The sequence below is a fragment of the Microvirga lenta genome (assembly GCF_020532555.1).
Taxonomy (GTDB): domain Bacteria; phylum Pseudomonadota; class Alphaproteobacteria; order Rhizobiales; family Beijerinckiaceae; genus Microvirga; species Microvirga lenta.
Window position 1 is genome coordinate 363,404 of sequence record NZ_JAJBBR010000002.1, and the last position, 26,119, is coordinate 389,522.

The following is a 26,119-nucleotide window of genomic DNA, read 5'->3' on the forward strand; positions in this document are numbered from 1 at the left end:
GGGGCGGCCTATTTTCCTTATCGGCCCTTCAGCACCTCAACCAAGGTTTTTCCAAGGCGTGCCGGGGACGGGGAGACGCGGATGCCCGCGGCCTCCATGGCTGCGATCTTGTCTTCCGCGCCGCCCTTGCCGCCCGAGATGATGGCGCCGGCATGGCCCATGCGGCGGCCGGGAGGAGCGGTGCGGCCCGCGATGAAGCCGACCATCGGCTTCTTGCGGCCCTTCTTGGCCTCGCGGGCGATGAACTCGGCCGCCTCTTCCTCGGCCGATCCGCCGATCTCGCCGATCATGACGATCGACTCGGTCTTGGGGTCGGACAGGAACATGTCGAGGACGTCGATGAATTCGGTGCCCTTCACCGGGTCGCCGCCGATGCCTACCGCCGTCGTCTGGCCGAGGCCTTCGTTGGTGGTCTGGAACACGGCCTCGTAGGTGAGCGTGCCGGAGCGCGACACGATGCCGACGGAGCCGGGCTTGAAGATGTTGGCCGGCATGATGCCGATCTTCGATTCACCCGCCGTGACGATGCCGGGGCAGTTCGGGCCGATGAGGCGCGACTTGGAACCCTCGAGCGCACGCTTCACGCGCACCATGTCGAGCACCGGAATGCCCTCGGTGATGCAGACGATGAGCGGGATCTCGGCCTGGATGGCCTCGCAGATCGCATCCGCGGCGCCCGGAGGCGGCACGTAGACGACCGAGGCGTCGGCGCCGGTCTTCTCGCGCGCTTCCATGACCGTGTCGAAGACGGGCAGGTTCAGGTGCGTCGAGCCGCCTTTGCCCGGCGAGGTGCCGCCGACCATCTTGGTGCCGTAGGCGATGGCCTGCTCGGAGTGGAAGGTGCCGTTCTTGCCGGTGAAGCCCTGGCAGATGACCTTGGTGTTCTTGTCGATCAGGATGGACATCAGCTCGAAACCTTACTTCCCGCCGCGCACGGCGTTGACGATCTTCTGGGCGGCGTCGTCGAGGTCGTCCGCCGGGATGACGTTGAGACCGGACTCGCGGATGATCTTCTTGCCTTCCTCGACATTGGTGCCCTCGAGGCGCACCACCAGCGGAACCTGCAGGCCGACCGCCTTCACGGCCGCGAGCACGCCGCGGGCGATGACGTCGCACTTCATGATGCCGCCGAAGATGTTGACGAGGATGCCCTTCACGTTCGGATCGGCCGTGATGATCTTGAACGCCGCCGTGACCTTCTCCTCCGATGCGCCGCCGCCGACATCGAGGAAGTTCGCCGGCTCCTCGCCGTAGAGCTTGATGATGTCGAGGGTCGCCATGGCGAGACCGGCGCCGTTGACCATGCACCCGATGGTGCCGTCGAGAGCGATGTAGGCGAGGTCGTACTTGGACGCCTCGATCTCCTTCTCGTCCTCCTCGGTGATGTCGCGGAGTTCCTGGACGTCCGGGTGACGGTAGAGGGCGTTGCCGTCGAACGAGATTTTCGCGTCGAGGCACTTCAGGTGCCCGTCCTTGGTGACGATGAGCGGGTTGATCTCGAGCATCTCCATGTCCTTCGCGATGAAGGCCGTGTAGAGCTTCGTGACCAGATCCTCGGCTTCCTTCGCCAGCGAGCCCTTGAGGCCGAGCGCCTTGGCGACCGTGCGGCCGTGATGGGGCATGACGCCGGTGGCCGGATCGACCGAGAAGGTCAGGATTTTCTCAGGGGTGTCGTGGGCGACCTGCTCGATGTCCATGCCGCCTTCCGTCGAGACGACGAAGGCGACCTGTCCCGTGGCGCGGTCGACGAGCATGGAGAGATAGAGCTCGGTCTCGATGTCCGAGCCGTCCTCGATGTAGAGGCGGTTGACCTGCTTGCCGGCCTCGCCCGTCTGGATGGTGACGAGCGTCTTGCCGAGCATCTGCTGGGCGAAGAGCTTCACCTCGTCCACGGACTTGGCGAGGCGCACGCCGCCCTTCTCGCCGGCATCGGCTTCCTTGAACTTGCCCTTGCCGCGGCCGCCCGCATGGATCTGGGACTTCACGACCCAGAGCGGGCCGCCGAGTTCCTTGGCTGCAGCCTCGGCCTCGTCGGGGGAGAAGATGGCCCGGCCAGCGGAGACCGGCAGACCGAACTCCTTCAGGATGGCTTTGCCTTGGTATTCATGGATGTTCATGAGCTTTTCTCTTCCGTCGTCCCGCGAGAGCCCGAGGCAAACGGGGACCGTTATCAGTGTAGGCTCTTAGGCCAGCGCCGAGTTGATCTGCTTGCAGGCGTCCACGAGGCCCTGCACCGATGCGACGGACTTCTCGAACATCGCCTTCTCCTCGCCGGAGAACTCGACCTCGACGATGCGCTCGACGCCGTTCTCGCCGATCACGATCGGCACGCCGACGAACATGTCCTTCACGCCGTACTGGCCGTTGAGATAGGCCGCGCAGGGCAGAACGCGCTTCTTGTCCTTGAGGTAGCTCTCGGCCATGGCGATGGCGGAAGCCGCCGGGGCGTAGAAGGCGGAGCCGGTCTTGAGCAGGTTGACGATCTCGCCGCCGCCCTTGCGGGTGCGCTCGACCATGGCGTCGAGCTTCTCCTGGGTGGTCCAGCCCATCTTCACGAGGTCGGGCAGCGGAATGCCGGCCACGGTGGAGTAGCGCACCAGCGGCACCATGTCGTCGCCGTGGCCGCCGAGCACGAAGGCCGTGACGTCCTTGACCGAAACGTTGAACTCCTCAGCCAGGAAGTGGCGGAAGCGGGCCGAGTCCAGGACGCCGGCCATGCCGACGATCTTTTCGGGCTTCAGGCCCGAGAACTTCTGCAGCGCCCACACCATGGCGTCGAGCGGGTTCGTGATGCAGATCACGAAGGCGTTGGGAGCATATTGCTTGATGCCGTTGCCGACCGCTTCCATGACCTTGAGGTTGATCCCGATCAGGTCGTCGCGGCTCATGCCGGGCTTGCGGGGCACGCCGGCGGTGACGATGATCACGTCCGCGCCTTCGATGGCCGAATAGTCGTTCGCGCCTTTGTACTTCGCGTCGAACCCGTCGACGGGAGCGGATTCGGCGATGTCGAGACCTTTGCCCTGGGGAATGCCCTCTGCGATGTCGAACAGGACGACGTCGCCGAGTTCCTTCAAGCCAGCGAGATGGGCGAGAGTACCGCCGATCTGGCCAGCACCGATGAGCGCGATCTTGTGACGAGCCATGGATTTATCCTTGGGTAGGGGGAAGGCGCGAGCCTCGTTTGGGTGGCGCTGTTTGACTCAGAAATGGGTCTGCTTCAAGCCAACAAAAGGTTAAAGCGCAAGGACTTGCGCCCCCTGGGCCCCTTCGAACGGGCAGAGCGCGGCAATTTCCCGTGGCAAGGCAAGGGGTTAGGGATCGTAACCACGTCGGGATTAATGTGTTACAATTTCCTTAATTTGTCATTCGCGTCACAAGATACCATGCGACAGGGTCCGCTGGACGACCCGCACGACGGCCGCCAGACGCAGGTCGAGGATGTCCTTCGGGACGTCGACGTCCAGCCTGACGTTCAAGGGATTGATGAAGCGATAAGCGGCGTCGCTGACGAAGCCGATGGCGCGCTCCCGGTCGCGCGGCTCGAACTTGCCCGTGGCAATTCCTTCGTCGATCACCCGCTCGATGAGCTGGCGCATCCGCGCCCGGTGCTTGCGCACGAGGGGGCGGGAGGTCTCCGTGGCGGTGCAATAGACGTCGAAAAGGTGGCGGTTTTCGATCAGGAGGTCCCGGTGCATCTGGGACCAGGCATGGATGAGGCGCTCCAGCTTGTCGTCGGCCGGATCGGGCGCATCGGCGATGCCGGCGATCAGGGCCTCAAGGGATTTGAGCCACTGCCCGGCGACCGCATCGATGAGGGCGGCCTTGGAGGTGAAGTAACGATAGACGTTGGCATGAGTCATGCCGGCGGCGTCGGCGATATCGACCACGGTGATCTGCCGCGGGCCGAAGCGCTTCAGATGATCGGCCGCGATGGCGAGCAGGCGGCTGTCGGGCGGGGTGGCCGCCTCGGCGAGGCGCGCGGAGCCGCCCCTCGGCCGCTTCATGTCTCGACGAGTCCGGTCGAGTGCCCGGTATCCGAGCGACCGTGCGGCTGGCCGAGATACTCCTCCGAGCGCATCTCGATGAGACGCGAGACGGTCCTGTCGAACTCGAACACCTCGCGTCCGGTCTCAGCCTTGTAGAGGTCCGGCGCCTCGGCCTCGGCGGAGGCGAGAAGCTTCACATGGGCATCGTACAGAGCATCGATGAGCGTGATGAACCGCTTGGCTTCGTTGCGCCGCTCGAACCCCATGCGGGGGATGTCCTCGAGGATGACCGTGTGGAACTCGTTGGCGATGGTCAGGTAGTCGGCGGCACCGAGGGGTTTGGAGCAGAGATCCGCAAAGCCGAAGCGTGCGACGCCGCCCGCGGCCTGGGGAACCTCGACCGGGTGCCCCTTCACGGTGAGGGTCACGGGCTCGCCTTGCGGGCGGCCGGTGAGCCGGCGGAAGGCCAGGGTCAGCGCCTCGTGGGAGCGGGCATCGGCGGGGGTGTAGTAGACCGGGCTTCCGGCCAGCTTTTCCAAGCGGAAATCCGTGCGGGCATCGAGGCGGACGATCTCCATCCGCTCCTTCAGCAGCGCGATGAAGGGCAGGAACAGAGTGCGGTTCAAGCCGCCCTCGTAGAGCCGGTCCGGCTCCACGTTGGAGGTGGCGACGACCACCACCCCATGGGCGAAAAGCGCCGTGAAGAGGCGTCCCAGGATCATGGCGTCGGCGATGTCGGTGACGGTGAACTCGTCGAAGCACAGGACCCAGGCCTCGTTGGCAAGGACCTCGGCCACGGGCCCGATGGGGTCGTCCCCCCTCACCTCGCCCGACTTGAGCTTCTGCCGCCAGAGATGGATGCGCTCGTGGACGTCGGCCATGAAGGCGTGGAAGTGGACCCGGCGCTTGCGCCTGACCGGCAGCGCCTCGAAGAAGAGGTCCATGAGCATGGTCTTGCCGCGCCCGACCGAGCCCCAGACATAGAGGCCCCTAGGGGGCGGCGGACTGCGCTTGCCGAAGAGGCGGCCCAGGGCGCTGGGCTTGCGCGCCAGCCGCATCCCTTCGAGGCTCTGCGCGAGCGCCTCGAAATGCCGCAGCAGCGCGACCTGGGCGGGGTCGCGCTCGATGGCTTCGGCGGCCACGAGAGCCTCGTAGCGCGCCGTGATGGAGCTGGGCGATGGGTGCTGGGTGTCGTTCACAAGACGACCGTTACCGCCGTCATGCCCCAAGGGCAAATGCCTTATCGTCCCAAGGACAGGGGAGCGCCGGATTTCGCCAGAACGCCGCTCAGCGAACCCGACGAGCCGCGCAGGCGCGCCGCGACGGAGCCGCCGGTCTGGTAGAGATAGACCTCACCGTCCCGGTAGTCCCACGCGTTGATCCGCGCTAGATCCTGGTTGGAGCATCCTGACGTGGAGGCCCGGTAGAGATCCAGGGCGGGCGTGCTCGAAAGCTGGACGCGGCAGGTTCCGCCGGAGGCGTCCCGGGCGGTCCAGCCGCCGACCATGGAAGTGCGGCTCGCGGGAGCGGCCGGCGCGGGAGCCGGCGCCGCGGCGGGCGGCAGGCCCGCCACGTCGGTCCCGCCGGGCATCATGGTTCCGGGCGCGCCTTCCGGAGGAGGCAGCGGCTGGCCGTCGATGGGCGGCAGCGGAGAGGACGTGATCGGCCCCGAGGGGACGGCCTCGACGGGATCGGGCGTCATGACGGGCGCTGCGTTCGCGCTGCGGACGGGCGACGATCCGAAGCCGCCGATCCGGGCCGAGGAGCATGCGCCGAGCGCCAATGCGGAGCATAGCGTTGCGGTCATGATCCAGGTGGTGCTCTTCATCATCGTCCTCATGCTTGGCCGTATGTGACATTGCCCATGGGCGGACACGTTTCAAGCACAGGTTGGAGGGTGTGCCTAGGAGCCGGGTCCGCGCCGGGACCTCAAAGTATGGAGGCAGGCCAAAAAATAAAGGCGCCGGAGGCGCCTTTTCGATGAAGTGTTGCGAGGAAGCGTCACACCGCCCGCGCGACCATCATCTTCTTGATCTCGGCGATGGCCTTGGCCGGGTTCAGGCCCTTGGGGCAGGTGTTGGCGCAGTTCATGATCGTGTGGCAGCGGTAGAGCCGGAACGGGTCATGAAGGTTGTCCAGGCGCTCGCCCGTGGATTCGTCGCGGGAATCGATGAGCCAGCGATAGGCCTGGAGCAGGGCCGCGGGGCCCAGGAACCGGTCGCCGTTCCACCAGTAGCTCGGGCACGAGGTGGTGCAGCAGGCGCAGAGAATGCACTCGTACAGGCCGTCGAGCTTGGAGCGCTCCTCGGGAGTCTGGCGCCATTCGGTCTCGGGCTCGGCGGTCTCCGTCTGCAGCCAGGGCTCGATTGCGGCGTGCTGGGCGAAGAAGCTCGTGAGGTCAGGCACGAGGTCCTTCAGCACCGGCATGTGCGGCAGGGGATAGATCTTGATGGTGTCCCCGTCGCAATCGTCCATGCCGAGGGTGCAGGCCAGCGTGTTCTTGCCCATGATGTTCATGGCGCAGGAACCGCAGATGCCCTCGCGGCAGGAGCGGCGGAAGGTCAGGGTCGAGTCGACGTTGTTCTTGATCCAGATGAGGGCATCGAGAACCATCGGGCCGCAATCGTCCCGGTCGACATAGTAGGTGTCGATGCGGGGATTGGCGCCGTCGTCCGGATTCCAGCGGTAGATGCGGAATTCCTGGACGTTGCCGGATGCCGAAGGCTTCGGCCAGGCCTTGCCCTCGGTGTATTTGGAGTTCTTGGGAAGCGTGAACTGAGCCATCTTACGTTCTTCCTTAGTACACGCGAGCCTTCGGCTCGATGTACTGGATGTCGTTCGACATCGTGTAGGTGTGCACGGGCCGGTAATCGAGGGTCACCTTGTGGGAGGCGTCGTCGAGCCAGGCGAGGGTGTGCTTCATCCAGTTCTTGTCGTCGCGCTCGGAGAAGTCCTCGCGGGCGTGGGCGCCGCGGGATTCCTGACGGTTGAGCGCGCCCTCCATGGTGACGACCGCCTGTCCGATCAGGTTGTCGAACTCGAGCGTCTCCAGGAGGTCGGTGTTCCAGATCAGCGAGCGGTCCGTGACCTTGATGTCGGCGGCGCCGTTCCAGACCTGGTGGATGAGTTTCTGACCCTCGGCCAGAACCTCGCCGGTGCGGAACACCGCGCAGTTGTTCTGCATGGTCTTCTGCATCTGGAGGCGCAGCTCGGCGGTCGAGGTCGAGCCGTTGGCGTAGCGGAACTTGTCGAGGCGCGAGAGCGCGAGCTCGTCGGCATTCTTCGGCAGATCCGCATGCCGCGCATTCGGCTCCAGGATCTCGGCGCAGCGCAGGCCGGCCGCGCGGCCGAACACCACGAGGTCGATGAGCGAGTTGGAGCCGAGGCGGTTGGCGCCGTGCACGGAGACGCAGGCCGCCTCGCCGAGAGCCATGAGGCCGGGCACCACCGTGTCCGGGTTGCCGTTCTTCAGGGTCAGCACCTCGCCGTGATAATTCGTCGGGATGCCGCCCATGTTGTAGTGCACGGTCGGCAGGACCGGGATCGGCTCCTTCGTCACGTCAACGCCCGCGAAGATCTTCGCGCTCTCCGAGATGCCGGGCAGGCGCTCGTGCAGGATCTTCGGGTCGAGGTGGTCGAGATGGAGGTAGATGTGGTCCTTGTTCTTGCCCACGCCGCGTCCGGCGCGGATCTCCATGGTCATGGCGCGGGAGACCACGTCGCGGGAGGCGAGGTCCTTGGCCGAGGGCGCATAGCGCTCCATGAAGCGCTCACCCTCGGAATTGGTGAGATAGCCGCCTTCGCCGCGCGCGCCCTCCGTGATGAGGCAGCCCGCGCCGTAGATGCCGGTCGGGTGGAACTGCACGAACTCCATGTCCTGCAGCGGCAGGCCGGCGCGCAGCACCATGGCGTTGCCGTCGCCCGTGCAGGTATGGGCCGAGGTGGCCGAGAAATAGGCGCGTCCGTAGCCGCCCGTGGCCAGGATGGTCATGTGGGCGCGGAAGCGATGGATTTCGCCGGTCGACTGGTTGAGGGCCACGACGCCGATGCAGCGGCCGTCCGAGTCCATCATCAGGTCGAGGGCGAAATACTCGATGAAGAAGTTGGTCTGGTTGCGGACCGCCTGCCCGTAGAGGGTATGCAGGATCGCGTGGCCCGTGCGGTCGGCCGCCGCGCAGGTGCGCTGGGCGGTGCCCTTGCCGTAATCGGTCGTCATGCCGCCGAAGGGGCGCTGGTAGATCTTGCCTTCCTCCGTGCGGGAGAAGGGCACGCCCCAGTGCTCCAGCTCGTAGACCGCGGCAGGCGCATTGCGGCAGAGATACTCGATGGCGTCCTGGTCGCCGAGCCAGTCGGACCCCTTCACGGTGTCGTACATGTGCCAGCGCCAGTCGTCCGGCCCCATGTTGCCGAGGGAGGCGGAGATGCCGCCCTGCGCGGCGACGGTGTGCGAGCGGGTCGGGAACACCTTGGTGATGCATGCGGTGCGAAGACCGGCCTGGGAGCAGCCGACGGTGGCGCGAAGCCCCGCGCCGCCCGCGCCCACCACCACCACGTCGAAGGTGTGGTCGACGATCTGATAGGCCTTGCCGTTGACGGCGGCGCCGTTCGTTCCTTGGGCCATGTGAAAACTCCTTCGAAGCAGGCCCCGATGGGCTCGTGCTCCTCTTTCCGTTCTGTTTCGCTCTAAACCAGGATCCGCGCGAGGCTGACCTTCAGGATCGCGTAGAGGCAGGCGACTGCAATGATGACCGCGTAGAAATTGTTCGCGATGAGGGCTGCAATCTTCAGGCCTTTGTCGTGGACGTAGTCCTCGATGATGATCTGCATTCCCAGCCGCATGTGGTTCGCCACCGAGATGACCGCCAGGATGAGGATGATCGCGGTGAGCGGATGGGAAATGATGGCGAGCGCCTGCGGGTAGTCGCTGCCGGCGAGCGCCGCCACGATGATCACGAAGGCGACGATGAGAGGAACGTTCGACACCGCCGTCATGCGGTGGATCCACCAATGCTCGACCCCGTGCCCGGAGGCGCCTAGGCCCTTCACGCGGGCGAGCGGGGTGCGCATGGAAACGCGGGTGTCAGCCCTGTTGTCGGCCATGGTCCGGGCCTCCTCAGAAAGCGATGAAAGCGACGACCCAGATCAGCACCGTGAGCGCGATCGAGCCGATGAGGGTGAAGCGGGCCATGTTGATCCGCTGGGCCGGCTCCATGCCGTGGCCGAAGTCCCAGACCAGATGGCGCACGCCGCCCAGCATGTGGTGCATGAGCACCCAGGTATAGCCGAAGAGGATCAGGATCCCGATCGGGGAGCCGAAGAACCACTGCACGGTCTCGAACGGCCCGGGACCCGAGGCGAGCGCCACGAGCCAGACGGCGAAGAGGGCGATGCCGAGATAGAGGGCGCTGCCCGTGGCGCGATGGAAGATGGACATGGCCATGGTCCATGACCACCGGTAGATTTGAAGATGCGGGGACAAGGGCCTCGGGGCCACTTTCGCCTCAGCCATGGGATGAGCTCCTGATCGCCGGCGCAGGCTGCGCCTTGTTTGGAACGGTTCGTATCTGAAGCGCGGCGTCGCCGCAACGGGCGTTCTGCGATCATCCGATACAACAGACACACTTCGTCAGCCGCGAAATGTGCTTTAAGCTCGCACCTTGCGCAATTTGTAATTATTCTCATCTACCTTCGCGGATGACGAAGGATCATTCATGCAGTTCGACCTGACCGACCTCAGTCTGTTCCGCCACGTGGTGGAGGCCGGGAGCATTACCCATGGGGCGGAGCGCGCCCATCTGGCGCTGGCGGCGGCCAGCACCCGCATCCGCAACATGGAGAAATCCCTAGGAGCCCCCCTTCTCCTGCGCAATCGCCAGGGTGTCGTGCCGACGCCCGCCGGCCGGACCCTGCTCCAGCACGCGCGCGTCCTGTTGACCCAGGCCGAGCGCCTGCGGGAGGATCTCGGCACCTATACGGGCGGACTGGCCGGGCAGATCCGCATCCTCTCCAACACCAATGCCCTCACCGAGTTCCTGCCGGAGGCGCTCAGCGCCTTCCTGGCCGAGCATCCCCAGGTCAGCATCGATCTGGAGGAGCGCCTCAGCGACGAGATCGTCGGCCTGATCGCGGAGGGCGTGGGCGATCTCGGCATCGTGGCCGGCACGGTCGATACGGGGCGGCTCGAGACCTACCCGTTCCGCAGCGACCGGTTCGTCCTGGTCGCGCCACAGAGCCATCCCCTTGCGGCGAGTTCCGCCATCGCCTTCGACGAGGTGCTGGGCCACGATTTCGTCGGCCTCGACAGGGCAAGCGCCCTGCAGCGCTTTCTCGCCGGAAAGGCGGGCCGCACCGGTCGCCCCTTACGCCTGCGGGTGCAGCTGCGCAGCTTCGATGCGGTCTGCCGGATGGTGGAGGCAGGCGTGGGCCTCGGCATCGTGCCCGAGACCACGGCCCAGCGCGCCGCCCGGACCATGGCGATCGCGACCATCGCCCTGGAGGATCCCTGGGCCGCCCGCGACCTGACCCTGTGCATCCGTTCGCTCAAAGACCTGCCGCCGTCGGCCCGGCAGCTCGTGGAGCATTTACGGAAGGGGGCCTGACGATCAGGCCGCTCGCACGTCCAGCGACGGCATCTCCAGGCCGCGCCTGACGCAAGCCGCCTCAAGGGTGTTGCGCAGCAGGCACGCGATGGTCATGGGCCCGACGCCGCCCGGGACCGGCGTGATGGCCGAGGCGATTTCAGCCGCCTCGGCATAAGCCACGTCGCCGACCACCTTGGTCTTGCCCTCGCCCGCGGCCGGGTTGGGCACCCGGTTGATGCCGACGTCGATCACGATGGCGCCGGGCTTGATCCAGTCGCCCCGGACCATCTCGGGCCGCCCGACGGCCGCCACGAGGACATCCGCCCGGCGGCAGACCTCGACCAGATCCCGCGTCCTCGAATGGGCCACCGTCACGGTGCAGCTCTGCCCGATGAGGAGCTGTGCCATGGGCTTGCCGACGATGTTGGACCGCCCGAGGACCACCGCGTCGAGCCCGGCGAGGTCCCGGCGCACGGACTGGAGGAGCAAAAGGCACCCGAGCGGCGTGCAGGAGACCAGGCCGGGCACGCCGGTCATCAGCTTGCCGGCATTGATGGGATGGAAGCCGTCCACGTCCTTGGCCGGATCGATGGCCTCGATCACCTTCTGGGCGTCGATCTGCTTCGGCAGGGGCAACTGGACGAGGATGCCGTCCACCGCCGGATCGGCATTGAGCCGGGCCACGAGCGCGAGAAGCTCCGCCTCGCCGGTGGAGGCCGGCAGCACGTGCTCGAACGAGCGCATTCCCACCTCGACGGTCTGACGCGCCTTGTTCTTCACGTAGAGCTGGCTCGCCGGATCCTCGCCGACGATCACGACGGCCAATCCCGGGGTCACGCCCCGGCGCGTCAAATCCTCCACCGCCTCGGCGATCCGGGCCCGCAGGCCCGCCGCATAGGCTTTTCCGTCGATGATCGTGGCGCTCATGGGTCCTGTCCCGTCAAGAGGGCGACCCTCCCGGTCAGGGCCCGGGCATCGCCTGAAATCGCAAATGTCTTCACCCGGGCCGTGGCACCCGCCTCCAGGCTCACGGCCGAAGCGGAGCAGCCGAGCGCCTTGGCCAGCAAGCGCCGGACCGCCTCGTTGGCGGCCCCGTCCTCCGGCACGGCCCGCACCCGGACCTTCAGAACCCTCTTTCCGTCGGAGAGGGTCTCGACCCCATCGACGGCGTCCCTGCCGCCCCGGGGCGTGACCCGCACGCGCAGCTCGAGCCCGTCCGGGCGCACCCGCCAAGGCACGGCAGGCCTCAGAAGGCCGCCGGCAGCAGGTAATCCACGATCAGCTTCTGGATGAAGATGATCAGCAGGATCAGAATGACCGGAGAGATGTCGACGCCGCCGAGATTGGGCAGGATCTGCCGGATCGGCCTCAGGGCCGGTTCCGTCACCGCATCCAGGAAGTTCCAGATCGACCGGACGAAATCATTGCGGGTGTTGACGACGTTGAAGGCGACCAGCCAGCTCAGGATCGCCGAGGCGACGATCAGGTAGACGTAGAGCTGCAGGGCCAGCAGGATGACTTCGAGCAGTGCGCGCATGGGAAACCTGTCAGGATCGGACCGTGCTCATGTAGCGTTACTGGCAGGCCCGAACAACCCAGGAATGAAGCCGAACCGCTCCGCTCGCAAAAGAATGACCGGATGCACCGCATTCCGATTGACAGACCGAACCCCGCGGGCCTAAAAACGCCGCCGCTTGGTCGTTTACAACCGGCCGGGGCTGTAGCTCAGATGGGAGAGCGCTGCAATCGCACTGCAGAGGTCAGGGGTTCGAATCCCCTCAGCTCCACCAAGCCTCAAGTGGTTGATCCTTCACAATAATTTTGATTGCCTCAGTCTTTCCGCCTCATTCAGCGGAGATACAGTTCTAGCATAGCCATACTCACTGAAAATCTGCGGCGCTTGAGCAAGAGGCGGTCTTTCGCGCGGTTCTATTACAGCCGTAACCCAGACTATCCTTCTTTGCCGGTAGGCCGACAGTCTCTTGACTTAGGCATGCGACCAGAGATCACGACCTTTTGCTTGGGGTTCCGAACCTCTGTAGAACCGGCCGGCCACCATCCAAATTGCTATCGTGCAGAGGGTCGAGACGTACCCGTCGATGGCATAGTGCCAGCCCAGATGGACTGACGACACCAGAATGACGAGCCAGAATGCCGCCAGAGCGAAACCCAGCCACCGATTCAGGACCCAACCCGCCAGAGCCAACAACGTTGTGGTCGCCACATGCATGCTTGGAAAGGCGGAAATACCGGATGAGAGCCACGTATCCTTGGACTGATAAGCGTTCCAGAGATAATTCCGGATCCCCGCAGCCGAGGAGATCAGGCCGTCGCTGAACGACAGATACTCCACCAAGGCTGAGAAACGGTGGTTATCGCCAGTCACGTCGCCATAATAGACGGGTCCGGCCGACATGCCGATACATGCCAGGCCGCTGCCGAGAAGGATCCAGGCCCCCAGGTATGTCGAGTAGTATTGCCCCCTGAGCTGGGACAGCTTCGGATGTATGGCAAGCAGAACCTGGGTCCCTGCCATCATAACGCTCCAGGGAAGCATGTAGGTCAGCTCGATGGCTCTTGTTGTTTCAGGATCACCAATCAACGGATGGAGCAAGAGCCAGGGCGCTGTCCCTCCATGTAGAGCTTCGTCAATATCGGCAAGGAGAGGATCAGACCAGAACGGAACGATCTCCGGCAGAAGATTCTTGACCGATGTGAAGGTGCCGAAGAACACTCCGAGGGAGACCAAGAGCAGCCCGCCAGCGAGCAGACGGGGCGCCATGAGGCTCGATACTGTATTGAGAATGGCCCTCAAAGGACGGCGCGGGTCAGCCAAGAGCGCCTTCGGGATTCTGTAGCCCAGGAGGTACAGCGCCAAGCATGAAAGAACTGTCGTCAGCCATCCTGTCAAATACATGAGCGGGCGCAGTCTGTGGGGATTTCCGGTTGCGACGGCTAGAAGCTGCGCAGCTATGAAGTAGAGCAGGATCGTCACATAGAGCCATCGGTCCGACATGACCTCACGATGCAACTCGCGCCAAAACGGCTGAGACCGCAGCTTACCGCCCCATGAGACGCGAGGAGGAGCAGTCTCAATTGACTCTTGATGAAGCAATCTGTGCCCCTCGTTCATTCCTATGCTGCCGTGCAGACGCATGAGACCTCGCGATTACTCCTTCACCGGCTGCAGGCTGTTGCCCGAGATGACCGGAGACATATTCTCGCTCGGCTTGCGTGGCTTGCGTCGAACGAACGGGTAGATCAGCTGGGAAAGGTAGTGATGTGGTACCGGATCATCAGTTCCGTACCGGCTCGGCATTCTGCCCTTCGGCATATAGGCCGTGCGAAACACGACATCGAGGATAGAGAGCTGCCCGGCGAAGTTCTTGTCGTATGCCTCGCGGTGGTTGGCGTGATGCCAGTGATGAAATTCCGGAGAGGCGATCAGCCAGCGGAGAGGTCCAAATTTAATTTTGACGTTCGCGTGAAGCAGAATGGAGTGCCAGCCGTATATCAGCCCAAAGATGGCGATGGCGACGCCAGAGAACCCAAGGGCGAAGATTGGAAGGAGAGACACACCCTTGGTGATGATCTGATCGACCGGGTGCACCCGGTGGGCTGCGAGCCAGTCCAGCTCCTCGATGCTGTGGTGAACTGCGTGAAATCTCCAAAGCCAGGGAATTTTGTGAAAGGCAAAGTGAGCGACGTAAAAGCCCACATCCGCCAGAAGAATGACCTCGAGGGTCTGGACCCAGTACGGCTGACTGGCGACCGCTTCCCTGATCGATTCAGGAACCAACCACTCGGCCATCACGATGGTGCCGAGAACAACGATTGAGATGCCAAGACCGATGATGGGCCCATTGGCGACGTAGTAGAGCAAGTCATTCGCCCAGCCGCGCCGAAAGAGCTTCTGCCCTGGTCGAAGGGCGAGGAGGCGCTCTGCCGGAACGAACACGACAACCAAGAGCAGGAGGCGCTTCAGATCGGGAAGGTATTCCATGGAGGCTGCCTTCAGAAAACGCCGGGGATCAGCCTGTATCGGACCGATTCAGCATAGGCCTCGTATTGCGGATCACGGGAGAGGGTACGCTCTTCCGCCGAGATCCGAAGGACTTGGAGCATGAAAGCCGCTGCATAGATCATGAGGTTCCAGAGTGTCGGATTGAAAAGGAGGAATCCGACCTGGGTCACCACATATCCAAAATACATCGGGTGACGTATGAAGCTGTAAGGCCCCCGCGTCTTCACCCCTCTATTCGCTGCGACTATTCCAAAGCTGCGCCGGAGCGAAAGCTTGGCCCAGATATTGAGGCCCAACCCAATGAGCATGAAAACGGCAGAGATGCTGCCGTCCACAAGCGGCTCGCCCCCCGCAGTGACGAGCAGTGGAAGGGTGGTTCCAGCCACAGCGACACACCAGTCGGAAGGGCGCAGTGAAACGTCGCTGGTCGTCCGCCTTACAAGAAGAAATCCGACGACAAGGCACTCCGAGAACAGCAACAGGAGATAAATCGGCGTCTCGGTTTCCAGATAGGCATTCAGCAATCGTAGAGCAAAGAAGCCGAAGAATGCCGCAGCAATTGCACGCTCAACCATATCGAGCACAAACGGCAGATTAACCGGTCGCCCGGAAAGGATGATCTGCTTCATAGCGCGTCCAGGAAAACTATTTCGGAAAGAAACTACGTTCGGCCGAATGTACCAATCCCGAGCGGCGCAACAATTAGGCCGAACAGTCTAAGCCGACGACAGCGGCGCAAGATCTGGCCAAAACGGCGTCGGCAAGGGTTCCACGCAGGCTTCCTGACCTTTCCTGTTCGACTTTCAGAAGCACCCGACCTCGCACAGGGTCGGCGGAATCGCTGCGAAACCCACCTACACCTATTTTTGCGGAACTTGAGAGGCACCTTCCTCTCGTTGCGTCAGACAGGAGATGACGGACGTGGAGACGAAGCCGAAGATGGACAGTTTCGCCCGCGCATCAATTCCGGTTGCCGCAGCGGTTGGGGGTCACGCCTGAAATTGCGAGACTGCGGTTGCGGCACCGTTACCAGGTGCCGCATTCCGTTCGCAGGTGCGCTCCGATCCCCCTACCATCGTGGGGAGAGGCCTGCCGCCACCCTGGGTCAAGCCTCGGCGGTGGCCGGATCGATCACGCGCTCGACCTTGCTGATCTTGCTGGCCGGGAAGCCGCTGCGCTCCGCGTGCTCGCGGATGAGGCTCTCGTCGGCCGCGTGGTAGACGCAGTAGATCTTGTTCTCGGTGACGAAGCTCTGGATCCACTGCACCTCCGGGCCCATGGCCTGCAGCACGTCGCAGGATTTCTGGGCCGCGCCTTTGAAGTCCGCGTCCGACAAATGGCCGACCTCGGGCATTTCACGTTCGATGACGAATTTCGGCATGGCTGTCTCCTCGCTGGCTGAATGACCGCGAACGCCAAGAGCGGCAGGCCGGGCCGACAGAGCCGTCGAGAACGTTCCGGCCCGCTCTCCGCAGCCGCACCAGCTTCGCCCAGGGGCCGGAGGTGTCAACGTCAATAAAGGCTGACCGGCCCGATCACGACGACCAGTTTTCCTTGAAGTCCCCGTAAAGCGTCAGGCCGCCATCCACGAACAGGGTCTGGCCTGTCACATAGGCGGCCTCATCCGAGGCCAGGAAGGCGAAGACCGGTGCGATTGCCTCCGTCGCCGCCGCATAGCCCATCGGGATGTGTCTCTCGACGCTCTTCAGGCGCGCCGGATCGTTGCGCCAGGCGTCATTGAGGCTCGTGAGGGTCGCACCGGGGCCGACGCCGTTCACGCGGATGCCGCGATCGGCGAATTCAAGAGCCAGCGTGCGGGTGAGATTGCCCAGGCCGCCCTTGCTCATGGAATAGGCGAGGAAGCCCGGCTTGGGGATGACCTCGTGCGCGCTCGACGTGTTGATGACGACCCCGCCCCCGGGCCGGGAGAGGAAATGGCGGATGGCAGCCCGGGCGCAGTGAGCCGCGCCGAGCAGATTGACCGCGATGATCCGCTCCAGGACCGCCGGATCATAGGCCTCGCCGGGGGTCTCGGACTGAATGCCGGCGTTGTTCACCAGGATGTCGAGACGCCCGAAGCCGCGGATGGCCCGCTCGATCATTCCATCCACGGCCGTCGCCGAGCTCACATCGGCCTCGATCAATGCGTGGGGCCGCTCCCCATGACCGGCATCGTTCGAAGCCGCCCGGCAGGCTTCGAGGGCGGCCTCGGCTTCGGCTGCGTCGCGGACATGGTTGATGGCCACCGTCGCGCCCTCGGCGGCGAAGCGCTCCGCCACCGCACGACCGATCCCTCGGGACGCACCGGTGATCAGCGCGAAGCGGCCCTTCAGGCGGGCATGGACCGTCATCGGCGCGCTCCCGAGGCGGACGCCTTCGCGCGCCGGCCCAGCACGAGATAGGCGGCGGCCGTCCAGGAGAACGTGTCGCCTCCGAGACCCTCGCCCGTGGTGGGATCGAAATATTCGCAGAAGCCGGCCCGCTCGATGGCCCGGACGGTTGTCTGCTCGATCCGCTGGGCGAGGTTCTCGAGACCGTTCATGCGCAGGCCATCGGCAATGAGCCAGTTGACCACCGCCCAGACCGGCCCGCGCCAGTAGCGCTTCGGCTCGAAGGCCGGCGAGAAGGGAGCGGTCGAGGGCAGGCCCACGACCATGCCCTCGTGCCAGCGCTCGATCTCGGCCTGAACGGCCTGGCGCTGCGCATCGTCGATCCGCAGTGCCACGAGCGGCATGAAGCAGGCCTGGGTCGGAGCCTCCACATCCTCGCCTGAGACGAGATCGAGCGAGACGAAGCGGGAGAGATGGGACCGCCAGCGGCGGGCGAGGCCTGCAGTGAGCCTGTCATGCATCTCCGACAGCTCCGCGCGCTCCGCTTCCCATCCGAAATCTTCGGCCAGATGAATCAGATCGGCGGTCGCCCGGGCGAGGATGGCGGTCATCTGCACATCGGCGATCTTGAAGGGTGCGACCGCCCATTGCCGCTGCGGGTCCCAGCCGCATTCGCGGTAGGTATCGACCAGATGGATGAAGCGCTGGTAGTCCTCGTCCCGGGGCCGCATGGCGGCGTCCACATGGCCGGTATCCTTGCGCCGGATGGCCGTGGTCGTGCTGGTGGGAACCCGCGCGAGGGCCGCATCCCAGGCGGGCGAGTTGTCGCTGCCGCTCTCCCATGGATGAAGAATCGCCACGAGCCCGAGACCGTCCGGGTCGCGCGCGCGCAGCCACCAGCGGTGGGAGCGCAGGGCGGCCTGGAAGAGATTGCGGGTGCGCTCCGCCGCATTCGGCAGACCCGCCTCGACCGCCGCTTCGTGCACATGGCGAAGCGCCATGCCGAAGACCGGCGGCTGCGTGATGCCCGAGGTCGCGATCCGGTGCCGCGTGCCCCACACCTCGGGGCCGGGGAAATAGGTGTCGCTCGGCGCGTGGAACACGATATGCGGGATCATCCCGTCGTCCCACTGCCCCTCGATCAGCCGCTCCAGCTCGCGATAGGCGCGGTCGACGTCGAAGGTGGCGAAGCCCATGGCCACGAAGGCGGAGTCCCAGTTCCACTGGAAGGGGTAGAGCCGGTCGGTGGGGACCGTGTAGCCGCCGCGATCGTTGCGGGTGAGGATCGCCCTTGCGGCCTCGTCCCTGTCGAGCTTGATCATATCGTCCATGGTCGTTCCATTCATGCTCGGGCGAGGGCGCGGCCCGTTGCGCCGTCGATCCAGGTCAGGCGGGAGGGGTCGACGGTCAGGGCGACGCGCTCCCCGGCGGTTACGTGGGCGGTGGGGGGCGCAACGATCCGGGCGAGCTGCCCGTCGATGGAGCCGGTCAGGAGCAGATGCGACCCCATGGGCTCCACCACCCGGACATCGAAGGGAATGCCCGAGCCGCCTGGGTCGAGGCTTGCATCCTCGCCGCGCAGGCCGAGTTCCAGCTCTCCGTCCGCAGGCGGGCACGGCACGGCGGCCTCGCCGATCCGCGCCATTCCCTGCGCACAGCGCACCTTGATGAAGTTCATCGGCGGACTGCCGAGGAAGCCTCCGACGAACCGGGTTGCCGGCGTCGCATAGACTTCGAGGGGCGTGCCGATCTGATCGATCTTGCCGCCGTACATCACCGCGATCCGGTCGGCGAGGCCCATGGCCTCGGTCTGGTCGTGGGTCACGTAGATCGTGGTCGTGCCGGCCTCGCGCAGGACGGCCTTCAGCTCCGTACGCATTTCGAGCCGCAGCAGGGCATCGAGGTTCGACAACGGCTCGTCCATGAGCAGCACCGCGGGCTCGACGGCGAGGGCGCGGGCCACCGCCACGCGCTGGCGCTGTCCGCCGGAGAGCTTCGCCGGATAGCGGTCGAGGTAGCTGTCGATATGCAGCAGCGAAGCAGCCCGCTCCACCTTGCGTTTCACCTCCGCCTGCGGCGCCTTCTGCATGCGCAAGCCGAAAGCCACGTTCTCGAACACGGTCATGTGCGGGAAAACGGCGTAGTTCTGGAACACCATGGCAAGGCCGCGCCTGCGCGGCGCCAGGTCGCTCACGTCGCGCCCGCCGATCACGACGCGGCCGGCATTCTGCTTCTCCAGCCCGGCAATGATGCGCAGAAGGGTGGTCTTGCCGCAGCCCGATGGGCCGAGCAGGGCGACGAACTCGCCGTCGCGGACGGTGAGGGAGACTTCCTGAAGCGCGCGGAAGGAGCCGAATTCCTTCACGACGCGGTCGATGACGATGTCGGCCATGAGAGGCTCCGTTACTTGCTCGCGATGCCCCACACCGCGAACAGGTATTTCCTGACCGCGAAGATGAAGAGCACGGATGGGATGATGAGAATGAAGCCGCCCGCGAAGCGGTAATGCAGCGGGCTCTCGGCGAGGATCCTCAGGAGATAGGCGGTCAATGTCCGTTCGCGCACGGTCAGGATCGACGCGGCGAAGACCTCGTTCCAGGAGATCACGAAGGCGAAGATCGCCGTGGCGGCGAGCCCGGGAAGGGCCAGCGGCAGCACCACCTTCAGGAAGGCCTGGAACCGCGTGCAGCCGAAGACCCAGGCCGCCTCCTCGTATTCGCGCGGAATGCCCATGAACAGGCTCTGGGTCACCAGGGCCGCGAAGGGCAGCGCCAGCACCGTGTGGATGAGGGAAACGCCGAAAGGCGTGTCGTACAGGCCGAGACGGATGAAGGACACCGTGAGCGGCAGCGCCAGGATCGCCAAGGGAAAGGCGCGGGTGAGCAGGACGAGAAGCCGGTAGGCGTTCTGACCGCGGAAGCTGTAGCGCGCGAGCGCGTAACCTGCCGGCGCACCGAGGAGCACCGAGAAGAGCACCGTCAGTCCCGCCGCGATGAGCGAGTTGATCAGCGCGTTGAGGACGCCCTCGATGGCGAGGAACTGCATCATGGAGGCGACGGAAAAATCGGCCGGGAAGATAGTCTTCGGCCACCGGAAGACCCCGAGCCTGCCGCCGAAGGCGCCGAGCGCCACGAAGTAGATCGGCACGAGGACCCATGCCAGGAGCACGGCCATCCCGGTCCAGAGGAGCAGGCGCCGCGCCGAGGGGAGCGTCGCGCCCCGGGCCGATGCGGGCTGCCGAAGTTCGGATGTGGTGGCTGTCATGGCAGCTGCTCCGGACGGGTGCGCAGGACGCGCAGGTAGACGGCGGTCGCGGCCAGCGAGATCGCCATGATGAGGACCGCATAGGCGGCCGCAACGCCGTAGTTCTGGTTCTCGTTCTGCCAGGTATAGGCCTCGCCGGCGAGAACGGGGAAATTGCGCCCGCCGAGGGCGTAGACGACGGCGAAGACCTCGAAGGCGAGCACGGTGCGCAGGATGAGCGCCGATTGCAGGCTGGGCTTCAGGAGCGGCAGCGTGATCCTGCGAAAGCGCGTCCAGGGTCTTGCCCCGAAGATTTCGGCGGCCTCGGAGAATTCCTTCGGAATGAGCTGGAGACCGGCAATCAGGATCACGAGAACGATGGCGGTCGCGCGCCAGACTTCGGCGGCCGCGATGGCGAAGAAGAGGCTCCAGGGCGTCTCCTGGGAGAGCCAGCCCACCGGTCCGGGAATGAGCCCCAGGGCATAGAGCGCGGAATTCAGGTAGCCCGTGTTCTGCAGAAGCGCGAGCCAGGCGAGGCCCGCCGCCAGATCGGAGATGCCCAAAGGAATGGTGAGGATCCAGAGCGCGATGTCGCGCCCCTTTTCCAGCTTGGACACCATCGTCGCCATGGCCAGGGCGAGCACGACCTGGACGGGGACGACCACGAGCGTCAGCAGGAACGTGTTGCGCACGGCCAGCGAAAAGTTCAGGTCGTTCACCATGCGCTCGTAATTGGCGAGCGACAGCTCATCGCCCGCCGAGAACGACAGCCATATGGTCTGGACGAGCGGGATGAGAAAAAACGCGCCGAGAAAGACGACCGACGGCGCGATGAGGGCATAGGGTATCCAGGACGTGCGCGCAGGCATGAATCCGCTCCGACCGCAGGGTGAAGCCCCGGCGGATTGGCATCCGCCAGGGCCGGAGGCTGATCAGTTGACGGGGCAGGCGCCCTGGCTCGGCTTGTCCGGCGCCCAGCACGGTGCGCCGGTCTCCTTCATGAGTGTTTCGAGCGTCTTCGCCTGCTCCTGCAGCACGGTCCGGACCGGCTCGTTGCGCAGTACGATGCGCTGGAACGTGTCGGAATAGACCTTGTTGAACTCGCCGCCCTTGGCGCCGAGGCCGACGGGCAACAGGGAGACGAGCGCGTCCTTGGCGTTCTGCGTCGCGTCCACCGCTGCGGCGAGCTGCTTGATGCCGGGAGCGAGATCGGCCGGCAGTTCCGCCTTCACCACGGGGAAGAAGCCGACCTCGGTCGCGGTCAGGATCTGCGTTTCCGGCTTGGTCATGTGGTCGATCACGGCCACCGCGCCTTCACGGTTCGGCGAGTCCTTCGGGATCGCCAGACCTGCGATCACGGGCATGTAGCCGCGCCCCTTCGGGCCGGCAGGGGCCGGGAACGCCACGTATTGGTCGGGCTGCAGGGTGAGCGCCTCCTTCACGCGGGCGATGTGGTCCCAGGCGATCCAGACCTCGCCCGCGAGCAGGGGCTCCTGCATGAAATTGTAGTTGGTGGAGTTGGGGTTCGACACCGCCCACAGCTCCTTCATGGCGTTCCAGGCCGCCTCGGCCTCGGGCGACTTGAAGGTCGTGACGACGCCGCCGGTGAAGGACGGATAGAGATATCCCTGGAAGAAACGCGGCATGAGCCCCGTCGGGCCGGCCGGGAAGCCCAGGCGGCGCTGTCCGGTCTTGTCGGCGATGTTCTTGGCCCATTGCTGGAGCTGCTCGTAGGTGAGCGTATTCACATCCGCGCCCTGCGGCAGGTACTGCAGGGCCTGCTTGTTGGCGACCATCACGTAGGTCGCCTGCATCCACGGGATGTATTGCTGCTTGCCCGTCCCGAGCTTGCCGAGATCCATGAGGCTCGCGGGGATGCCGCGGCCGGCCACCTTCGCGACCACATCGTCGATGGGCTGGATGTCGTCCGGAACATGCGGCTGGAGCTCGCCGTGCAGGGCGCCCACCACGCTGGCGGTGCGCTTGCCCGCCTGCGTCTCGGCCTTCATGCGCACGGCAAAGGCCGGAGGCTCGTCCACCACATAGGTGACGTTGCCGGAAAGGCCCTCCAGGAGCACCTCGCGCACCTTGGTGGCTTCCTCGATCGGACGAAGCTGGGTCGAGTAGAAGATCGTTTCCTGCGCCTGCGCGGCGGCGAGCCCTCCGAGAAAGGCAGCCGCGACGGCGATGGCGCGTAAAGGCACCTGATGCGTCATGTGTTTCCTCCGTCGGCCCCTTCGTTGCAGCGCTCGGCCCGGGTCCGGGAGGCCGAGAGCCTCTCACGTCAGTTCGGTGTTCCGTGGGTTGCCCGCGGAACCTGCCGAACCGGCAGAATCGTCTGAAGCTCGCGCGGGTCGCGGCCGCCCAGACGGGCGATCAGCATTTCGGCGAGCTGCCGCCCCACATCGGGAGTGGCGATCTCCATGGTGGAGAGCGGCGGATCCGTGAATGCGGCCGACGGCAGATTGTCGTGGCCGATCACGGCGATATCGCGTCCGGCGGCGAGGCCCCTGTCCTTGAGCGCACTCAAGGCGCCGATGGCGATGCTGTCGGTGGCGCAAAGGATGCTCGTCGGCGGCGTCGGCTGGTCCAGAAGCCACAGGGTCGCCTCGTAGCCGCCGGCCTCGGTCGGCTGGGAGGCGCGTTCGAGCGCATCCGTCAGTCCTTCCTCGGCAAGACCGGCGAGCCATCCGCTGCGGCGCAGGTGAGCGAAGGTGAGATCCTGCGGCGCCGCGATATGGGCGATGCGGCGATGCCCCATGGATGCGAGCAGGCGGGTCGCCTCGCGGAACCCGGCCGCGCCGTCGCCGTCGATATAGGCATGTTCCTCGGAACGGCCCGTGCGCCCGTGGGTGACGAAAGGAATGCCGCGCTCCTTCAGGAAGGCGACGCGCTCGTCGTCGAGACGGGTACGCACGACGATGACCGCATCCGCGCGTCCGCCCTCGATCAGCCGTCGGTAAGTCTCCATCTCCGCCGCGCGGCTCGCCGTGGGCAGGAGCATCAGGTCGAGCCCCTCCTCCGCCAGACGCTGGCTGCAGGCTGCGAGCATGTTCAGAAAGACCGCCGGCCCGAACCGGCCCGGCTCCAGCGGCAGAGTGACCGCGATGGCCTCGGCCCTGCGCCGCCTCAGGCTGCGGGCCGCGGAATTCGGCCGGTAGTTGATCGCCTGCGCCGCAGCGCGCACACGCTCGCGAGTGGCGGGAGCCACATCGGAATAGCCGTCGAGCGCCCGCGACACAGTCGTGATCGACAGACCCAGCGTTTGCGCAAGTTGCTTCAGCTTCGACACTGTGAGCAGATCTCCTGCCTTCAGTGCAGCCGAAACGTTTTGGGAAGTCAATAAGGCTGTGCTAACAACCCGGTGAACAAAGGAGGATACGATGCGGCAGGCATGGCGTTGGTTCGGATCGGACGATCCGGTGAAACTCGACTACATCCGGCAGGCAGGCGCCACGGACATCGTCTCGGCCCTGCACCATCTTCCTCCGGGAGAGGCGTGGACCCGCGCCGAGGTCGAACGCCACCGCGACCTGATCGAGGCCACGCCGCAGGGACGCACGAAGCTCACCTGGAGCGTCGTCGAAAGCATTCCCGTGCCCGACGACGTGAAGCGCCAGGGCAGAAACGCCACCCGCTCCATCGAGACCTGGATCGCCAGCCTCGAGGCCGTGGCAGCCGCCGGGCTGAAGATCGTCTGCTACAACTTCATGCCGGTGCTCGACTGGACGCGCACCGACCTCGACTGGCCGCTTCCGACCGGTGCGACGGCCCTCCGCTTCGATCAGGCCCGTCTTGCCGCCTTCGACCTCCATATCCTGAAGCGCGCAGGCGCCGAGGCGGATTACGACGAGGCCACCCGGGCCCGGGCAAAGGTCATCGCCGATGCCCTGACCGACGACGAGGCGGAAACGCTCACCAGCACCATGGCGGCGGGCTTGCCGGGACGGACGACGGACGTTCTCGACCTCGACGGCTTCCGCGACCGCCTCGCCTCTTATGGCGACATCACGCCGGACCGGCTTCGCGCTCATCTGATCGGCTTCCTGGAGGCCGTGACGCCCACGGCGGAGCGGCTGGGGGTGAAGCTGACCCTGCACCCTGACGACCCGCCGCGCCCGCTCTTCGGGCTGCCCAGGATCGCCTCCACGGCGGATGATTACGACCAGCTGTTCCGGGCGGTCCCATCCACCTCGAACGGCATGTGCTTCTGCACCGGCAGCCTCGGCGTGCGCGCCGACAACGATCTGCCCGCCATGGTGCGTCAGTTCGCGGAGCGCATTCACTTCGTGCACCTGCGGGCGACGCGCCGCGATGCGGACGGCCTGAGCTTCCACGAGGCCGACCATCTCGACGGCGACGTGGACATGGTGGCGGTGATCGAGGCGCTTCTCGCGGAGGACCGTCGCCGGCCGGAAAACGAGACCCTGCCCTTCCGTCCCGATCACGGACATCGCATGCTCGACGATCTCGACCCGAACCGGCGCGTCAATCCGGGCTATACCGCCATCGGCCGTCTCAAGGGACTGGCCGAGCTGCGCGGGATCATCCGTGCTCTCGAACGCACGCATTAGCAAAAGCAACGGAGGGCCGGGCCGACGGGCGCCCGTCTCTCCGGATCAGCCCTGCAATTCGCGCTCGACGCCTGCCGCGATGTCCAGCAGCCGATGGTCATGGCCATGCCGGGCCACGAGCATGAGACCGACCGGCCGCGCATGGCCCTGGATCGGCAGCGAGATGCCGGTCAGATCGAACTGGTTGCCGAACATCGTGTTGCGCAGGACCAGCCAGTCGGTGTGGTTGTAGAGCTTGTCGTTATCCAGAAGCGGTGCCGTCAGAGGAGCCGAGATGGTGGTCGTCGGCAGGGCCAGCACATCGATGGAAGCGAGCCGCTCGTCCATGGCGGCGGCAAGGGCGCGCCGGCGCCGGATCATGCGAATGTAGACGGGCGCCGGGACCTTGCCGCTTCGGGCAATCCACCACCGCACCCGCGGATCGATCATCTCGGCCCTCTCGTCGAGCCAGTCGGCATGGACCTCCGCCGCCTCGATGGAGGCGATCGAGGCGTGAACCGTGGTCTCCGCCATGGCTGCGAGCAGATCCTCGATGCCGTGCTCGACGATTCTCGCGCCCGCCCTTGCGAGGTGCTGCAGGCTCGCCTCGAAGGCATCCCCGACCATCGGCTCCTGCTCGTCGAAGAGCCTGCCGCGCGGCACGCCGATTCGGAGCCCCGCGAGCGGAAAGGCCTTGACGGTCCGAGGCTCCTCGCCGGCCATGATCGCGTCGGCATCGGCGCAATCCTGAACATTTCGCGCCAGCGGCCCGATGGAGTCGAGGCTGGGCGAGAGCGGAAAGGCGCCGTCCAGCGGCACCCGCCGGGCCGTCGGCTTGAAGCCGACCACGCCGTTGAGCGCCGCCGGGATCCGGACAGAACCGCCCGTGTCGCTGCCGATGGAGATGTCACTCGTCCCCTCGGCCACGCTCACGCCGGCGCCGGAGGACGAACCGCCGGGAATCCGGTCGGGATCCGCCGCGTTGCCGGGCGTGCCGTAATGCGGGTTGAGGCCGAGACCGGAGAAGGCGAACTCGACCATGTTGGTCTTGCCGATGATCACCGCGCCGGCCTGCCGCAATCTCCGGACAATGGCCGCATCCCGCTGCGCGGGAGGGGCGTCCTTCAGAACGATCGATCCGGCCGTGGTGGCCTCGCCCGCCACGTCGAACAGATCCTTGATCGAGACGATGGCGCCATCGAGCGGACCGAGGGACAGCCCGGCCCTCCTGCGGGCGTCGGCGGCATCGGCGGCAATGCGTGCGACCTCGTCGTAGATGCGCAGGAAGACCCGCTCCTCGGACGCGCGCCGGTTCAACCGCGCGAGAATCTCTTCGAGTCGCTCTCTGACGCTCGTCATGACGATGGGACCTGCCGCCTCGGGTGATCGAAGTCGGCTA

28 protein-coding genes and 1 tRNA gene are annotated in these 26,119 nt (G+C 65.5%); 4 read left to right on the top strand and 25 right to left on the bottom strand.

Translation table 11 applies throughout. The annotated features are described in order from the left end of the window. Positions 1 to 17 precede the first annotated feature (17 nt). The 6 genes from sucD to LGR44_RS04730 all read right to left on the bottom strand — a co-directional run bounded on the left by sucD (position 18) and on the right by LGR44_RS04730 (position 5,691). On the bottom strand, positions 18 to 905 hold the full coding sequence (sucD, locus tag LGR44_RS04705) for a succinate--CoA ligase subunit alpha (protein WP_226737764.1): 888 nt from the start codon (positions 903 to 905) through the stop codon (positions 18 to 20). Positions 906 to 917: 12 nt separating this feature from the next. Continuing rightward, positions 918 to 2,117 (bottom strand): ADP-forming succinate--CoA ligase subunit beta, encoded by a 1,200-nt coding sequence (sucC, locus tag LGR44_RS04710; RefSeq protein WP_226737766.1) that lies wholly within the window; start codon positions 2,115 to 2,117, stop codon positions 918 to 920. 66 nt (positions 2,118 to 2,183) lie between these two features. Next, positions 2,184 to 3,146 (bottom strand): malate dehydrogenase, encoded by a 963-nt coding sequence (gene mdh, locus LGR44_RS04715; protein ID WP_226737768.1) that lies wholly within the window; start codon positions 3,144 to 3,146, stop codon positions 2,184 to 2,186. Between the two features lie 228 nt (positions 3,147 to 3,374). Then, entirely contained in the window at positions 3,375 to 4,007 is a 633-nt protein-coding gene (locus tag LGR44_RS04720; protein ID WP_226737770.1) for a TetR/AcrR family transcriptional regulator, read from the bottom strand. Continuing rightward, a complete protein-coding gene (gene zapE, locus LGR44_RS04725) occupies positions 4,004 to 5,188 on the bottom strand; it encodes a cell division protein ZapE (RefSeq protein WP_226737772.1) in 1,185 nt (394 codons plus the stop codon). Before zapE ends, LGR44_RS04720 begins: the two co-directional genes overlap by 4 nt. Before the next feature lie 41 nt (positions 5,189 to 5,229). Beyond that, a complete protein-coding gene (locus LGR44_RS04730) occupies positions 5,230 to 5,691 on the bottom strand; it encodes an AprI/Inh family metalloprotease inhibitor (RefSeq protein WP_319004810.1) in 462 nt (153 codons plus the stop codon). On the opposite strand from LGR44_RS04730, the gene LGR44_RS21915 reads away from it, so the two are divergent. Next, positions 5,690 to 5,845 carry a hypothetical protein gene (locus LGR44_RS21915; RefSeq protein ID WP_319004811.1) on the top strand — a complete coding sequence of 52 codons (156 nt, stop codon included), beginning with the start codon at positions 5,690 to 5,692 and terminating at the stop codon, positions 5,843 to 5,845. The two genes, LGR44_RS04730 and LGR44_RS21915, sit on opposite strands and share 2 nt — an antisense overlap. Before the next feature lie 145 nt (positions 5,846 to 5,990). Here LGR44_RS21915 and LGR44_RS04735 read toward each other — a convergent pair whose 3' ends face one another. From LGR44_RS04735 to sdhC, 4 genes are all read right to left on the bottom strand, one after another. Further along, a complete protein-coding gene (locus LGR44_RS04735) occupies positions 5,991 to 6,773 on the bottom strand; it encodes a succinate dehydrogenase iron-sulfur subunit (RefSeq protein WP_226737776.1) in 783 nt (260 codons plus the stop codon). A 13-nt stretch (positions 6,774 to 6,786) separates the two neighbouring features. Continuing rightward, positions 6,787 to 8,610 carry a succinate dehydrogenase flavoprotein subunit gene (gene sdhA / locus LGR44_RS04740; RefSeq protein ID WP_226737778.1) on the bottom strand — a complete coding sequence of 608 codons (1,824 nt, stop codon included), beginning with the start codon at positions 8,608 to 8,610 and terminating at the stop codon, positions 6,787 to 6,789. A 62-nt stretch (positions 8,611 to 8,672) separates the two neighbouring features. Continuing rightward, positions 8,673 to 9,089: a succinate dehydrogenase, hydrophobic membrane anchor protein gene (gene sdhD, locus LGR44_RS04745; protein ID WP_226737780.1), complete on the bottom strand. Its 417-nt coding sequence runs from the start codon at positions 9,087 to 9,089 to the stop codon at positions 8,673 to 8,675. 13 nt (positions 9,090 to 9,102) lie between these two features. Then, positions 9,103 to 9,498 (bottom strand): succinate dehydrogenase, cytochrome b556 subunit, encoded by a 396-nt coding sequence (gene sdhC, locus LGR44_RS04750; protein WP_226737782.1) that lies wholly within the window; start codon positions 9,496 to 9,498, stop codon positions 9,103 to 9,105. Positions 9,499 to 9,700: 202 nt separating this feature from the next. Here sdhC and LGR44_RS04755 point away from each other — a divergent pair, with 202 nt between their 5' ends. Continuing rightward, positions 9,701 to 10,588 (top strand): LysR family transcriptional regulator, encoded by an 888-nt coding sequence (locus tag LGR44_RS04755; RefSeq protein WP_226737785.1) that lies wholly within the window; start codon positions 9,701 to 9,703, stop codon positions 10,586 to 10,588. A gap of 3 nt (positions 10,589 to 10,591) precedes the next feature. Here the strand turns inward: LGR44_RS04755 and folD are convergent, their stop codons facing one another. The 3 genes from folD to LGR44_RS04770 are packed head-to-tail and all read right to left on the bottom strand — an operon-like array spanning position 10,592 to position 12,107. Further along, positions 10,592 to 11,497 (bottom strand): bifunctional methylenetetrahydrofolate dehydrogenase/methenyltetrahydrofolate cyclohydrolase FolD, encoded by a 906-nt coding sequence (gene folD / locus LGR44_RS04760; RefSeq protein ID WP_226737788.1) that lies wholly within the window; start codon positions 11,495 to 11,497, stop codon positions 10,592 to 10,594. Beyond that, on the bottom strand, positions 11,494 to 11,808 hold the full coding sequence (locus tag LGR44_RS04765; protein WP_226737790.1) for a DUF167 family protein: 315 nt from the start codon (positions 11,806 to 11,808) through the stop codon (positions 11,494 to 11,496). Before LGR44_RS04765 ends, folD begins: the two co-directional genes overlap by 4 nt. Before the next feature lie 8 nt (positions 11,809 to 11,816). Next, positions 11,817 to 12,107 (bottom strand): YggT family protein, encoded by a 291-nt coding sequence (locus LGR44_RS04770; protein ID WP_226737792.1) that lies wholly within the window; start codon positions 12,105 to 12,107, stop codon positions 11,817 to 11,819. A 177-nt stretch (positions 12,108 to 12,284) separates the two neighbouring features. On the opposite strand from LGR44_RS04770, the gene LGR44_RS04775 reads away from it, so the two are divergent. Then, positions 12,285 to 12,360 (top strand) — tRNA-Ala (locus LGR44_RS04775). Between the two features lie 197 nt (positions 12,361 to 12,557). Here LGR44_RS04775 and LGR44_RS04780 read toward each other — a convergent pair. From LGR44_RS04780 to LGR44_RS04830, 11 genes are all read right to left on the bottom strand, one after another. Next, the gene (locus tag LGR44_RS04780) at positions 12,558 to 13,565 is read right to left on the bottom strand and encodes a phosphatase PAP2 family protein (RefSeq protein ID WP_226737794.1); all 1,008 of its coding nucleotides are present in this window, start codon (positions 13,563 to 13,565) and stop codon (positions 12,558 to 12,560) included. 174 nt (positions 13,566 to 13,739) lie between these two features. Next, entirely contained in the window at positions 13,740 to 14,573 is an 834-nt protein-coding gene (locus tag LGR44_RS04785) for a sterol desaturase family protein (RefSeq protein WP_226737796.1), read from the bottom strand. An 11-nt stretch (positions 14,574 to 14,584) separates the two neighbouring features. Beyond that, positions 14,585 to 15,223 (bottom strand): methyltransferase family protein, encoded by a 639-nt coding sequence (locus tag LGR44_RS04790; RefSeq protein WP_226737799.1) that lies wholly within the window; start codon positions 15,221 to 15,223, stop codon positions 14,585 to 14,587. A 476-nt stretch (positions 15,224 to 15,699) separates the two neighbouring features. Further along, positions 15,700 to 15,975, bottom strand: coding sequence for a DUF4242 domain-containing protein (locus LGR44_RS04795; protein ID WP_226737801.1), 276 nt, complete (start codon positions 15,973 to 15,975; stop codon positions 15,700 to 15,702). Between the two features lie 154 nt (positions 15,976 to 16,129). Further along, a complete protein-coding gene (locus LGR44_RS04800; RefSeq protein ID WP_226737803.1) occupies positions 16,130 to 16,945 on the bottom strand; it encodes a glucose 1-dehydrogenase in 816 nt (271 codons plus the stop codon). Beyond that, positions 16,942 to 18,246 carry an MGH1-like glycoside hydrolase domain-containing protein gene (locus LGR44_RS04805; RefSeq protein ID WP_226737951.1) on the bottom strand — a complete coding sequence of 435 codons (1,305 nt, stop codon included), beginning with the start codon at positions 18,244 to 18,246 and terminating at the stop codon, positions 16,942 to 16,944. The genes LGR44_RS04800 and LGR44_RS04805 overlap by 4 nt, the downstream gene beginning before the upstream one ends. 20 nt (positions 18,247 to 18,266) lie before the next feature. Further along, positions 18,267 to 19,316 carry an ABC transporter ATP-binding protein gene (locus LGR44_RS04810; RefSeq protein WP_226737805.1) on the bottom strand — a complete coding sequence of 350 codons (1,050 nt, stop codon included), beginning with the start codon at positions 19,314 to 19,316 and terminating at the stop codon, positions 18,267 to 18,269. 11 nt (positions 19,317 to 19,327) lie between these two features. Further along, positions 19,328 to 20,188, bottom strand: coding sequence for a carbohydrate ABC transporter permease (locus LGR44_RS04815; RefSeq protein WP_226737807.1), 861 nt, complete (start codon positions 20,186 to 20,188; stop codon positions 19,328 to 19,330). Then, positions 20,185 to 21,036 (bottom strand): carbohydrate ABC transporter permease, encoded by an 852-nt coding sequence (locus tag LGR44_RS04820; RefSeq protein WP_226737809.1) that lies wholly within the window; start codon positions 21,034 to 21,036, stop codon positions 20,185 to 20,187. The genes LGR44_RS04815 and LGR44_RS04820 overlap by 4 nt, the downstream gene beginning before the upstream one ends. Positions 21,037 to 21,099: 63 nt before the next feature. Continuing rightward, positions 21,100 to 22,383 (bottom strand): ABC transporter substrate-binding protein, encoded by a 1,284-nt coding sequence (locus tag LGR44_RS04825; RefSeq protein WP_226737812.1) that lies wholly within the window; start codon positions 22,381 to 22,383, stop codon positions 21,100 to 21,102. Positions 22,384 to 22,451: 68 nt separating this feature from the next. Next, positions 22,452 to 23,459, bottom strand: a complete 1,008-nt coding sequence (locus LGR44_RS04830) for a LacI family DNA-binding transcriptional regulator (protein ID WP_226737814.1) — start codon at positions 23,457 to 23,459, stop codon at positions 22,452 to 22,454. Positions 23,460 to 23,550: 91 nt separating this feature from the next. Here LGR44_RS04830 and uxuA point away from each other — a divergent pair, with 91 nt between their 5' ends. Then, a complete protein-coding gene (gene uxuA / locus LGR44_RS04835) occupies positions 23,551 to 24,741 on the top strand; it encodes a mannonate dehydratase (protein ID WP_226737817.1) in 1,191 nt (396 codons plus the stop codon). Positions 24,742 to 24,786: 45 nt separating this feature from the next. Here the strand turns inward: uxuA and LGR44_RS04840 are convergent, their stop codons facing one another. Then, positions 24,787 to 26,079 (bottom strand): amidase, encoded by a 1,293-nt coding sequence (locus tag LGR44_RS04840; RefSeq protein ID WP_226737820.1) that lies wholly within the window; start codon positions 26,077 to 26,079, stop codon positions 24,787 to 24,789. Between the last annotated feature and the right edge of the window lie 40 nt (positions 26,080 to 26,119).